This window comes from Streptomyces sp. NRRL B-24085 (genome assembly GCF_001282115.1).
Lineage (GTDB): Bacteria > Actinomycetota > Actinomycetes > Streptomycetales > Streptomycetaceae > Streptomyces.
Window position 1 is genome coordinate 15,927 of record NZ_LJBR01000161.1, and the last position, 13,229, is coordinate 29,155.

6 protein-coding genes and 1 pseudogene are annotated in these 13,229 nt (G+C 65.9%); 3 read left to right on the plus strand and 4 right to left on the minus strand.

Annotation, left to right across the window (positions count from 1 at the left end):
- Positions 1-61: 61 nt before the first annotated feature.
- The gene (locus AOJ26_RS19065; protein ID WP_234358610.1) at positions 62-2,776 is read right to left on the minus strand and encodes a LamG domain-containing protein; all 2,715 of its coding nucleotides are present in this window, start codon (positions 2,774-2,776) and stop codon (positions 62-64) included.
- A 1,890-nt stretch (positions 2,777-4,666) separates the two neighbouring features.
- Between AOJ26_RS19065 and AOJ26_RS19075 the strand changes: the two genes are divergently transcribed.
- Entirely contained in the window at positions 4,667-5,194 is a 528-nt protein-coding gene (locus AOJ26_RS19075; RefSeq protein WP_143663569.1) for a hypothetical protein, read from the plus strand.
- Between the two features lie 37 nt (positions 5,195-5,231).
- On the opposite strand, the gene AOJ26_RS19080 is transcribed toward AOJ26_RS19075, so the two are convergent.
- Both AOJ26_RS19080 and AOJ26_RS41970 read right to left on the minus strand, forming a co-directional pair.
- Positions 5,232-5,828 (minus strand): hypothetical protein, encoded by a 597-nt coding sequence (locus tag AOJ26_RS19080; RefSeq protein WP_053849521.1) that lies wholly within the window; start codon positions 5,826-5,828, stop codon positions 5,232-5,234.
- 73 nt (positions 5,829-5,901) lie between these two features.
- Positions 5,902-6,714: pseudogene (locus AOJ26_RS41970) on the minus strand (IS5 family transposase).
- A gap of 204 nt (positions 6,715-6,918) precedes the next feature.
- Between AOJ26_RS41970 and AOJ26_RS19090 the strand changes: the two are divergent.
- Both AOJ26_RS19090 and AOJ26_RS19095 read left to right on the plus strand, forming a co-directional pair.
- Entirely contained in the window at positions 6,919-7,785 is an 867-nt protein-coding gene (locus AOJ26_RS19090; RefSeq protein WP_234358604.1) for a hypothetical protein, read from the plus strand.
- A complete protein-coding gene (locus AOJ26_RS19095) occupies positions 7,782-12,167 on the plus strand; it encodes an AAA family ATPase (protein WP_159044319.1) in 4,386 nt (1,461 codons plus the stop codon). Before AOJ26_RS19090 ends, AOJ26_RS19095 begins: the two co-directional genes overlap by 4 nt.
- Positions 12,168-12,310: 143 nt before the next feature.
- On the opposite strand, the gene AOJ26_RS19100 is transcribed toward AOJ26_RS19095, so the two are convergent.
- Positions 12,311-13,195 carry an HD domain-containing protein gene (locus AOJ26_RS19100; protein ID WP_053849524.1) on the minus strand — a complete coding sequence of 295 codons (885 nt, stop codon included), beginning with the start codon at positions 13,193-13,195 and terminating at the stop codon, positions 12,311-12,313.
- Between the last annotated feature and the right edge of the window lie 34 nt (positions 13,196-13,229).

The window sequence follows — 13,229 nt, forward strand, 5'->3', positions numbered from 1 at the left end:
CGTTGTCAAGGTCCGAAGAACGCAACGGGACGCAAAAGGCGGTCGGTACGCGCCGTTCGGGTCAGGTCGAGGGCTCCGCGATCTGGTTGTTCACCTGGTCGGCTGTCATCGCGCCGGCCCACACGCGGAGCTTGGCCAGGCCGCCGGGCAGGTAGTGGCCTGTCGTCGCGTTCGCCGAGCCGCTGCCGGCGGAAAGCACGCCCGTGCCCTGCTGCGCGGCTGCCAGGCCAGGGTCTTCCTCGCCCTGTTGCACGAATGGCCCGACATACAGTTGCGCCACCCCGAAGCGCTCGGTTCCGTCGTCTGCGGTGAAGGCCTCCCCCGCGTCGAAGACGCCGGTCACATCGACCCAGGTGTTGAACTCTTTGTTGCCGATCGTGTCCTGGGCGGGGGCGAGAGCGGTGTCGACGATCTTTCCGGTGGAGTCGACGGCGGTACGTCCGAACTTCCACTGGTAGACGCCGTCTCCGATCTTCTCCACCCACAGCGCCCAGGATGATTCCTTGCCGGTGGGGGTCGCCTGAGCTGCCACCATCCCCCGGTAGCCGACCGGTTTCTTGTCCAGCGTGGCCTTGTCCAGCCGCACCCGGGCCGAGACGGTGAACGAGCCCGTCTCATCAATGACTGGTCCGGTCGCCTTCGCGTGTCCCGCTGTACCGTCCAGCTCCAGGAAGGTGGCGTCGTCGCCGGTCAGCGCTGCTCCTGAAGTGGAGAGCGCCAGGGTGCCACGGTGATAAGGGAACGATGTGCTGGCCGGGTCGTCGGGATCCTCCGGGCTCTCGGCCACTTGCTTTCCGGAAGAGACGGAGATGGTGGCGTCCCAGTGGGCGACCAGTTCGTTGGCGGGCACCCCGTCCGTTTCGAGGCGGTCTTCGTCCTGCACCAGATCCGGGGTTTGGGCGTCCTGCCAGACGGCGGCCTCGTCCAGCAGTCCGAAGAAGTGGTCGACTCCTGCGCCTGCTGACACTGCCCGACCGAACTGCAGTCCCCCGGTTGCCGCCCAGGGTTCATACGTCGCGGCCGTCTTGGCCAGCACCACCGGGCTGCCCTGGGGCTGCCCATTGACGAACAGCTGGACGGTGTCGTTGCTCTTGTCCGAATCCCGCTTGGTGTCGAACACGCCGGTCAGATGGGTCCACACGTTCAGCGGCGGATTGGCCGCATCGGCGACCGAGCGGATGAACACCGGATCCGTCTGGTCCTTGTCCGCACGGTTGAAGATCCACTTCTTGTATGCGCTGGAGTAGTACAGCGCGAACGCGGTGGTCTTGGAGCCCGCCTGGGACAGCACGACCCGGTTGGCGGAAGCGTTGGTCAGGTAGGCCCAGGCAGAGACGGTGAAGGAGTCCTGGGTGTTCACAGCGGGCGAGGCGGTGGCCGCGTGTCCGGTCTGCTGGGCTGGATTGGTGACGAGGTCGTTCAGGCGCAGTGAATAGTCGCCCGCGCCACGGCGGGCCCTCGTCGACCCGCCGGTTCCGGCGGCGCCGACGAGCGTCGCGTCGTGGCGGACGCCCACGGTGGCAGTGTCTGCTGCCTTCATGGTGCCGGTGTTCGGCTTGAGTTCACCGAAGTGCCAGCGGCCGCTCGCCTCTGGGGCCAGGTCCACCTTGGTCGTGAAGTAGGTTGGCGGCCCCCAGCGCACTCGTCCGTCCTTGTCCAGTTTCAGATCGCTGGCCTCGACCGACAGTGTCTGCGTTCCTCCAAGGCCAGGCTTGACATCCTTGTCGGTCACCGGCTCGTTGGTCCTGGCCGCGGACACCGTCTTGGTGGCGGATGCCTTGCTGCTCATGAACCGCCAGCGGTAGGCCTGCACGTCCTTGTCGGCGGTGTTGGGACCGAAGGTGAATGAGCCGGGCACGCCGGGGCCGCCGTGCGCGACGCAGTCGTCGGTCAGGCATTCGGTGTAGGGCGTGTTCGAGGTGATGGTCGGGGGATTGGGCGCGGTGGAGTCGATCCTCACAAAGCACCAGGAGGAGTACGGGGAGAACAGGTCGCCGGACTTGCCGTCGTGGCTCCAGTGCGACTGGGTGCGAGCCCGGAACCGGTACAGACCGCCGTCCGCCCGCTTGCTCGTGGTGATCTTCTCCAGCGTGTCGTCCGGGTGCCATCCCGAGTCCGGCTTGTAGCCGCTCCACACCTGCGACCACGTGCCCGTCACTGTGTCCGTGCTGGAGCGCTCCATAACGAACTCCGCCTGCAGAGACCCGCTTTCCTCGCCCTTCTGCTGCTCGACCTTGGTCTGCACACGGGCCTGCACGGTGGGCGTGTCCACGGTCACCGTGAGCGGGTCGGATGCGGGGCGGCACGCGGCCGTGTTCCCCGTGCCGGGGATCGCGCCGACCGAGGTCGGAACGCCGGGTAGGGGCGCGTACCAGACCTTCAGCTCGGCATTGTTGTCGAACCGCTTCCACGCTCGGGGTTCACCCTCGTCCTTGGCCCGCAACATCAGCGTCAGCCGGGGGAACTTGCCCGCCGCGAAGGCCCGGACCGTGGAGGTGAGGTTCTCGTCCGGCTCAGTCGGGTTGTCGCCGAAGTCGATCCACTTGTCCGGCTGTTCGGGGTTGCACAGGTCACCGCGGCCCGCCGACACATAACGGTCGACCATTTGGTCGAGCTGCTTCGGGCCCGGCCAACGGGTGCCTTCGCTGATGTTATCCGTGCGCTCCAGGTCAACCCAGTAGGGAGTGCAGTTGAACGACCAGGTCTCCTTCGCGCGGAACTCCGCATCCAGCACATGCTTGCCGGCAAGCTGGCCCGGGCCGAACTCGAAGTACATGCGGTCGGTGTAGCCACCGGTACTGCACGCGTACCCGTCCGCGACACCGCAGCGCCCCACGCCCTTGGGCTCGCTGAACTTCCAGAATTTGTCGCCGTCCGACGACAACTTCGTCCACTCCGAGACGCCCAGCCCCACCGAGGGGTCGATGAAGACCGGGTAGACGGTCTTCTGGCCACGCAGCAGATCCAGGTCCGGGTGGACGGACACCGTGCCCTCGCTCACGGTGACAGGCAGTTCCGCCGCGAGATCGCCTTCATCGGGATGGGCCAGATCGTTGCCCGCGTCCTGCTCGAGTTGAGCCTTCTCTTCGCCACGAGCAACGAGTTGGGTCTGCGGCCCCTCGGCCTCCGGCCCAGAGGAATCCCACATCTGGCCCGCCGACCCCCGGAAGACAGCGTTGCCATCCGCATCGACCGCGCGCAGGCCTCCGCCCTCGCCGGGCACCACGCTCAGGCCGTTCCCGGTGGCGGTCAGCTTGATCTTCTCCAGCTCGGGGCTCGCCGCCGCTTCGGCCGTCTTGACCACCAGCACCTCGCGGTAGCCCTCAGCCTCGGCCGTCATCTGCAAGTCCACGCCCCTGACGGGCACATCGGCATAGATGGCAGTGGCACCGTCAAGAACCGGCTGCGGCAGGGAGGTTGGCCAGCCGAGCCTCAGCTCCCGCCCGTCCCGCCCGAGCTTCAGCAACCCCGAACCGCTGCCGCCACCGGAGAACGCCATGTCAACCACGGCTGACTTGGGTCCCACGGTCCCGTCCGGGTATTCCTCCAGCGTGACGTCGACGGGCTTCCAGGTACCGTCCTCGGCCCGAGCACGCTGCGGTTGCGTCGACTGCGTGAGGGTGAAGGTGCCGTCCGGGTTGGCAACCGTGCTGCTGTACTCGGTCCGCGCGTCGCTCACTTCGACCGGCTCCCCCGTCGCGGCCGCGCGCTCCGAAGGGGACTGTTCATTCACCGCGGTCCGAAGCTGTGCTGCCCGAGCCTCCTCGGCAACCGTGAGAGTCAGGGCCGGCAGCAGCGACAGCACGGCCGCCAGCGCCGATACTCCTCCGACCGCACCCAGTACGCCACTTCTTCGCACACGAACATGGCTGTGCCCCCGCCCCAGTCCCACAACCCCACCCCGTCGTCACAGATTATTCACAGAGAGGTGAGTCAACGATGCCTCAGCGTCACACGTCAATGTGGCATAGGTCACGCGCCGCAGGCTTTCCGCGGCTATGACCTGCAGGTATATCCCTGCATATCCACTGAAGACCGAACCCTCCCTTCGCGAGATCAACTACTCTCCGTTGTTGTTGATCAATGCATAGCATCTGAATCCAGCCAAGCAGTGCACCAACGTCTCCCTCTGCAGCCAGACAACAGGCACGCCTACAACACAGGCGAGACAAAGACTTTCTAATGCCGCACACTTCAACCGGTCCGCCAAATCCAGCCACCGCGACCGGCGAGATCAACACTCTCTGTACCTCACGACTCACACACCCATCAACGTGGGCCAGTTCACCGTGCAGGCGCGTTCCCAACGGCGGATGACGGCGTCGACCAGACCAACCAGGCCGTGCGGTATGGCCGCAGCGGCCTGGACCGGCGCACGGCACAGAGCGGACACGGGCATCGGCCGCAGTCCGGCCTCCGCCCCGATGGTTGACTGGTCACGGGGCTGCCTGCTGAGAGGCGTCACAGCGAGCATGCATACCGGCCCTGCCCGGTGTATGCCGAGACTCGGGTAAAGGTCGGGGTACCGCCGAAGGAGGCCGCGATGACGTTCACCCCCGCGCAACTCATCGGTGTGAGCCACCGACTCCTCGAACGCAGAATCATGTCCATGGCAGGATGTGGTGCTGCCCGGCTCCCAGCGCCGGACCATTCCTTGGGGGAAGCTTTGAACACATTCCGGCATGCCCGGACCGCGGTGGCCGTGGCGGCCGTACTGCTCGCCACGGCCTGCCAGGAGAACGTGGACCCGACTGCCGCACCGCAGTCGCACTCCGCGGCCTCCGCCACCGCCGGACTCGCGGCCTCGCCGTCCCCGGCAGCAAAGACCCGGGACGAGGTGATCAGCGATTTCCGCTACGCCACCAAGTCCTTCGACCTGGGGTTGACCGTGGTCAAAGACCCCATGAACCGTAATTGCGTCGCGCATTCCACCGCCTTCTCCCGGACCGAGCCCGGCGAGAAGGACCTGCTGCGCGTAGTTAGCCGCCTCAAGGAGCGCGGATGGCGCCTGCGCGGCGAGGTGGATGCCGACGGCGCCACCTTCCTGGAGTCGGGTGGCTGGGAGGCCATCACAGGTGTCGGCCCCCTTCCGGGCGGGACGGCAGATCAGCACTCTTCGGCCGCCGGCGCCCTCGCGCTGAGCGCCACGTCGACCTGCACCAAGCCGCCGAGTCCCTCCCGCGTTAAGAAGTGATCCATTAGGTGGCTGCTGTGACTGGAGCGGTGGCCTCTCACATGCCGCGGTCTGGGCCGTACCAAGGTTCGGTGCGTTCGTCTGCGGACATCGGAAGGCGCTCCAACTTCACGGGGCCGGGGTAAAAGGCTGCACTGTTGGGCCCGCTCATGTCCTCGCCGATGAGATAGCGGTAGAGCCATTCCGCGAAGTTCATGCGGTGCTCTGCCCAGGTTTCGTCATAGCTCACCAGGAGCCTCGCCTCAGGGGCAGCGATCAGGAAGATGGTCTCGCCTCGGTCGGTACTCGCGATCGGCCACAGACCGTTGCGGGTGCCGAAGCTCAGCTCGTCGAGTCCGAAGAGCTGGCGGGGGTCCTCGTCCGGGTCGAGATGGAGGTCGTCCCACGGCACCTCTGACCACGCCTTGATCGTGCTGCGAATGTCTTGGCCCAGGTTCCACCGTTCGGTCGCGGGGTGGGAGAGGTACAGGTGCCCGTTGATCTGGATGGGGGCGAACGCGTCCACGAGGGCCCGGTAGTCAGGCGGAAGTTCAATGCCGAGCTCTGCGTGGAGACGCTCCCACGCAGCTGGGTCCGCGTAGCGGTTCTGGGCCGGGCCGAGCATCTCCAACACGACAGCCAGGTAGTCAGTCATGAGTTCCTCGACGGTGTGCCCGCGGCGCCGTCCACCGCGTTGGGCCGCACCCTGTAGAGCCGTACTCTACGGATCAGTTCGAGGTGATGACCTTAGCAAGTCTGCGGTAGCAGATCAGAGCGGCCGCGACGTCGGCGAAGGCGAGGAAGTGACCTGCCTTGCGTTCGCACCGCCGGTGCAGGCGGCGGCACCCGGCAAGCCAGGCGACCGTCCGTGCCACAGTCCAGCGGTGACGGCCCAGGCGCTGGGAGGACTCGATGCCCTTGCGCGCGATGCGCGCGGTGATGTCCCGTGAGCGCAGCCACCGGCGCAGGTGATCGTAGTCGTACGCCTTGTCACCGTGGAGCTTGGCAGGCCGTCGCCAACGCCGTCCACCGTGCGAGCGGACGGGCGGGATAACGCGTACGAGGGGTTCGAGACCCTGACTGTCATGGGTGTTCGCGGCGGAGATCCCGATCGAGAGAGGCAGACCGGACCGCTCGGTGATCAAGTGGATCTTTGACTCCTTCTTACCGCGATCTACGGGATTCGGACCCGTCAGATCCCCCCCATTTCGTTGCGCGCATGTCCACCGAGTCGATCGCGCACCTGGACCAGTCCAGCTCTCCGCGTGCGCCAAGCTCGTCCAGCAGCAAACGGTGGAGCTTGCCCCATACCCGAGCCCGGCTCCACTCGGTGAAGCGGCGGTGCGCGGTCGGCCCGGACGGGCCGAAGCCTGGCGGTATCTGTCGCCAGGTACAGCCGGACGTGGCCACGAACAGGATCGCCGCCAGCACTTCGCGATCGCCGTGACGCCGACGGCCGCCCCCTGCGGACGAACCGGCGCAACCGGGACCACCCGCTGGAACAGCTCCCACAGCCCGTCCGGCACCAAACGTCCCACCATCGCCACCACGGCCGCCAGCTTAGTGATCAAGCCAGTTGAGACAATCTCTTAGGTGCTGCAGGTACACGCTGGCATCCATCCTATTGGACACGGCTGAGGAGGAGACGGTCGGTTCCCAACCGGACCGATACAGCCCGCAGAACTCGACGACGCACTAACCTCGTTGCCGGTACTGAACGGCATGGTGGCGGGGGACACACGAACATGACGCGCATTGTTGGGGTGCATGGGATTCGGCAGTCCGGGACGTCGAAAAGACAACTGACGGAGGACTGGTCCGCTGCGCTCGATGATGGCCTTGGCGAGCTAGGTATGCCGGTCCTGTCTAGCGACGCGCTGGAGCTGCCGCACTGGACCGGGCTGTTGCAGCGCGGAGTGCACGACCTAGGTCCGGAGAAGGACCGCTTCGATGCCTCGGTACCGCTGAGCCAGGGAGAAGTCGACTTTGTAGCCAGCGCGCTCGAAGAAGTTGTCCGCCAGGAAGACCTGGACCGTATCCAGCAGTTGGAGTTGCAGACGCTTGGTCTGCCACAGCTCTGGCCTCCTTACCTGACGCGCCTAGTGATGGCGTACGACCTGCGGTTTCCCCGAGGTGGGGGCAAGCTGCTTGTGAGCGCGATGCGTGAGGTGCGCTTGTACCTCTACGAGCCCGAGCTCGCAGCTCGGGTCCGTGCCTTCGTTGCCGAGGCCTTCGATGCTCGCACCTCCGCCGTCATCGGGCATTCACTGGGAAGCGTGATCGCCTACGACCTGCTGCGCCGGAGCGAGATCGCACCGGATCGAACGGCTGCCGTTCGAACACTCGTGACGTGCGGATCCCCATTGAGCATTCCCTCAGTGCGGCGGGGGATGGACGTCGCCGACGGAGCGCCTTTGAAACTGCCCGGCGGCATCGCCTGGGTCAATGTCTTCGACCCCGGGGACTTCATCACCGGAGGCATGGGGCTGAGCCCTCTTTCGCCAGGAATCATCGACGCGCAAGTCAACAACGGCAACGGCGACCCGCACAGCGCGCTGCGCTACCTCAGGACCAGCCCGGTTGCGCGGACAATTGCGGACGGCTGCCGGTGAGCCGCAGCACGGTTCCAGAGACAAAAAAGCGAATATTGATCGAGATTGCCGTCTCGGATTACGACACAGGCGACGCCTCCAGAGACGCCGCCTTCAAAACTGCTATCGACGCCCAAGTTGCCGCCGTACGGGACTGGTGGACCCATAAAGACCTCAGCACAGAGCACAGGTTCAACGTTGTTGCGCCCCAGCAACTCCAGGACGTCTACGAACTGCGTGCGTTTCTGGATGAGCAGCGGCCGGAGAACGCTGCCCACAACGAGGCCCTCGTCATCTACATCACAGGCCATGGAGTGAGCAGGCCGTCAGGTGATCATTTTCTACTTCTGCCGAAGTCCCGCACGCACCGTCTTCCAGCAACGGCGTTTCCGACCGCCGACCTGATCACCAGGGTGCTTGATTCCGATGCTGACCATATTCTGGTCATGGTTGATTCCTGCTACTCCGGCGTCCTCCGCGAAGAACTCATGAGGCACTGCCAAGCACTCAGCGACACGCGACAACAGCTGAACTCTCTTGTTGTTATCTCGTCTGCCAACGAAACCGGGACCCCTCATCCCGAGCAGTTCACACGCTTCCTCGGATCGGTTGTCGCTCACTTCGCAACTCAAGAATCGGGGTTTGCACGTTCTCACCTGAGCTTTGAAGAGCTATTCACAGCGATGACGGCACTGTACGAATCGGGGGTCGCGCCCGAAGTCCAGTTCCTTTGGCCGAAACATACGCTGCCTGGCCGCAAGGATCACACCCAGCCCAGTCCGTGCCTTCCCAATCCGGGCTACGAGCTCCGGCCCGACCTCGACTCATACTGGCTTTCCCGAGCTTCCGGGCGTCCTTCTCATGACGATCTTGGCTGGTATTTCACAGGCCGGACCAGCCATGTACGACGCCTGACCGAGTTCCTCAAGGAAGGAAGCGGCAGTCTCGTCGTCACGGGAGAAGCAGGATCGGGCAAGTCCGCATTACTCGCCTGGGTCGTCACGCTCAGCACTCCGACGTTCCGGTCTGACGAGAAGTACCGGTCTGTCATCGAGGCGGTGCCACCCGATCACCTGGTGCCGCTCGGAGCCGTCGACGCTGCAGTGCTCGGCCGGAACATGGACGTCGATGATCTGGCTGCTGCACTGTACACAGCGCTCGCGGACCAACCGCCTGCCGAGGGCAGGGGAGGCACCCCACTCGATCAGTTGCTGGACCACGTGGTGGCGACTGTTCGCGAAGAGGGCCGGCCTCTGACGATCGTCATCGACGGCATCGACGAGGCGAGGAATCCCCGATCGATCGTCACCAACCTCATCCGTCGGCTGGCCGACCAGTGGACGGACGATGGGCAGCCCGCTGTCCGGATGCTTCTGGGCATCCGCAGTGCGCAGGTCGGTACGCTTGATCGGCTCCGTCCGTCACCGGACCAGGCGTCGGATCTGCTGCACCTGCTGATCCGTTCAACGGACGCCAGCGAACCCTTGCGCACCGATACCGGCACCACGGAGGACATCGAGGCCTACGCGGGCACCCTTTTCAGAGTCCTGTTTGACGGTTCCGACCCGGATCCCGGCCTCCTGCATGAGGTTGCTGCGGTAGTGGCTCAGATGGTGGCCCCCTCGTTCCTGGATACCCGTCTCGCCGTCGAGGCGATTCGCGCCCGGGGCCGACTGCCCGATCCGAACGATGTGGAGTGGCGGCGCAACCTGCGGCAGGGGACGCGAGAGCTTCTGCGGCAGGACATCGCCGCGCTAGGGCGCCATACAGGTCTGCCGGCCGAGCATGTCGTGCAGGTTTTGCGGGCCACAGCGCTCGCCCAGGGCGCCGGCCTCCCGTGGGCCGAAGTGTGGCCGTGCGCGGTGGCGGCACTGGCAGAAGGCGCCATCAGCGCTCCCGATACGGTGATCCGAGGCGTTCGGGAGAGCCGGCTCAAGGGGTACCTGACGACCGGAGTGGAGGACGACCGGTACGTCTACCGGCCGATTCACGACCGCATCAGTGAAGTGCTGAGGGAGGACCCCCGCGTTCTTCTCGGTGGTGAAGCCCCACCCAATGCGCCTGAGGCGTCGGCTGCACGCGTCAGGGAGGCTCATCGGCAACTGGCGGGCGCCTTCAGCGCTCTGCAGGAGATGAAGACTGTGCCGCCGCACCCGTATCTGCGTCGTCACCTAGTCCAGCATGCGGCAGCTGGAGGTGTGCTGAACGACCAGATCATCACTGAGAAATTCCTGCCCTACGAGACGAGTGGAAATGTGCGGGGCACACTCGGACTCCTTTCCGAACACGCCGAGGGCACACGGCGCCTATTCGCATGGTCCGGGATCGAGCCCTTCCTTGCAGACGCATCGCCCCCAGCACGTGCAGAAAGCCTGCACTTCGCCCAGTGGGGGCCGGAGGCTGAGACTGCGTCGAGCCCAGACGGGATGCCCAGCTTAGTAGGCGGACATCTCGTGCCGAGATGGAAGGACTTCACGGTGGCTGGCAACGTCCTGGCGAGGGAGGACACGGACGTCCACTCCCTCGTGTCCTTCACCCTGCGGGACGGAACACCGCTGACAGCCACGGGGGGTGCGGACGGCACTGTGCGAGTGTGGGATCCGTCCACTGTGGCTCCGGTAGGTCCACCGATCCCGGGATATGGGCCGTTCGCGCGGACATTGAGCGTGATCACCCGTCCAGGCCAAGACCCCCTCCTGGCCGTCGGCTGCGACAGCGGGGTGTGGACGTGTGATCCACTGAGCGGCCAGCACACCCCACCCCCCATAACCGCCTCCGTTCACGACATGGTGGCCATACGCAACCGGGAGGGGGTGGTTCGGCTGGCCATCGGCACGTCCGACGGCCTTGTCCTGTGCGATCCGCGTGCTGGGACTGTTGTGTCCAGCGATGCGGACGCAGGCGCCCCGGCAGGTCAGGTGAACGCGCTGGTCGCCGTGGCCCTGTCTGGAGACCGCACCCTTCTGGCCGTTGGCGGGGCGGGAATCGTCGAGATTTTGGACGGTGTCTCCCTCGATCCAGTGTGCGCAGTGCCATTTCCGGAGGATCAGATCTCCGCGCTTGCCCTGCTGAAGAGGCGAGGTGGAAGCCCCCTGCTGGTCACGGCAACGGCGTCCTCGAAAACGGTCAGATTCTGGGACGCCCTGACCGGCACCGAACGCCGGCACAGCGCGATCAGGCGGTCTGCGGCCGTGCTGACGCCCTACCCCCAGCCGAGCGGGGACGACCTGCTCGCGCTTGGCACCGGCGACGGCGCCGTACAGCTGTGGGATCCCGATACCGGTGAGGAGGTCTGCCGGTTTCCCACCGCGCACACAAGTGCCGTAACGGCGCTCACCATTGTGTCTGCCCCTGACGGAGTCTCCGTTTTGGTCTCCGCTTCGCTCGATCGGACCGTCCGTGTCTGGAATCCCGAAGCGTCAACTGGCCGCACGGTCTCGTCTGCTCAGTCTGCCGATGGAACACTGCTTGCGGTGCTTCCAGGAAGCCGCGGTTCCGCTGAGCTCGTCTCGGTCGGCCCCGACCGGAACCTTGTCGTGAGGTCGGCCACGACTGGCGAGGCCACAGAACCGATCCCCCTTCCACAGACAGGCGTTGACGGCCCGGTGACGGCCCTCGCCACGCACACGTCGGCAGACGGTTCCGCCTTGGTCTTCGTCGGGCTGCCCGACAAGACGGTCGGCTGCTGGAACGGCAGCTGGCAGCTGATGAACGCCTGGACGTCGCATGAGGAGCACGCGACCGCATTCGCCGCTTTCTCCGACGGCACGCGAACTGTCCTGGCCGTAGGAACCAGCCGCGGATCAGTCGCATACTGCGATCCGACGAACGGCGAGGTGCTGGGCTGGCTCCACAACCGTCACGACAGCGGCCCCGTCTGCGCGCTGGCGTACCTGCCTCTGCCATCAGGCGGTGTTCTCGCCATGGGCTCGGATCAAGGCGTTTCGCTTTCTCGCCCGTTTCAACCACCGCATGCCCAGTGGCCGGGAGATGTCGGCCCCGTGGAGTCCTTGGCCGTCTGTCCAGGGGATGACGAGGGCGAGTGGTTCCTGGCAGCAGGAGGAGTTGATGGCCGCGTACACCTGTGGGCGCCTGCTGCTCCGGAGCAGCAGCCGTACACGCTGCTGTCCCGCCACAACGGACCTGTATCCGCTCTCGGCATCGTGCGGCCGTCAGGTTCCCGCCCTCTGATCGTCAGCAGCGGACGCAAGGACACGACCGTACGGCTGTGCCACGCCCGCACGGGGGAAGAGGTACTGCGACTGGTCACCGGCACGTCTTTGACATCCCTCTGTGTCCCGCCGCTTTACGACCGGCCGACGGCCCAACACCCCTTGATCGCTTTCGGCGGTCCAGCCGGAATCGCCGCCGTGACCCTGCGGCTGCCGCAGTCCGAGGAGTAATCCGCAAGGCAGGGCAGACGCTGGTGGTCATTCCGCTACGATCGGCACACCGCCACGAACGGAGTGACCTGCTCCGCACCGCGGAGATGGCCCTTGTGGCGACTGAAGAGGCATCACCCCCCGCAGTGCGGGGATCGCGGCTGTCACCCGGCCAGGCGTATCCGGTACACGGCTTCTTGGGCGTGCGCCCGCGCGCGGTTCGAGATCGCCTCCGGGGTGTCGTGGGGCGAGGCGAAGCCGCGAGGCGCGTCCCCGCGGGCAAGGTCGCTGCTCTGGGAGACCAGGCGGCCGAAGGCTGTCAGGCGCAGGGGATCCGATGGCCGAATCAGGTGCAGAAGATCCCGGGCATCGATACCCACGTGGTGAGCGACGCTGTCCACCAACGCAGTCCGGACAGCACCCCAGGCGGGGCCGCCGGTCGCCCGATAGGCCCTGGCGACCGTGTCAGCGTGCAGCACATCGGTGCCGTGACGATTGAGTGCGTAGGCAGCCATGTAGAGACCTCGATGGTTCTTGTCACGGCATCGCTCACCGTCGACGTACCCCGCGCAGTCGCAACCGGTGAGCCGCGGCAGTACCGCCGCCGTGATGTGCTGCGGTTCCGCGTGACGGACCCGGGCTCCCACGGCGGGCAGCGGAAGTGCTGCCCGCATTGCCTGATCCCGCCATGCCGTGCGCGCCTGTTCGAGTGCGCGGGAGGGCTGCTGCCCGTCGGACGGCCCTTCGCCGTCTCCAGGTGCCCCCGTGCCGAACGAAGCCATGTGCGACGGGCTGGCCTCCCCGATGCGGCTCACGCCGGCCAGGAAGGCGGCGGCCAGGCGGGCATTTTGCTCGTCCATGGCTGCGAAACCGCTCGCGAGATCCGCCCGTTGCCGCGGGCTCAACACCTTCTCCCACAGTTCGAGCATGACGGAGGCAGCGGTGATCATCTCAGCGACCAGTGGATTCCATACCAGCGGGGCGGAGAGGTCGATCGTTCCCCAACACCATTGATGCGCACTGCTGTTGAGATCTTCCGGTTCGCCCATATTGCCCTCATCCCCCGTGCTACGGTCCTGCCGC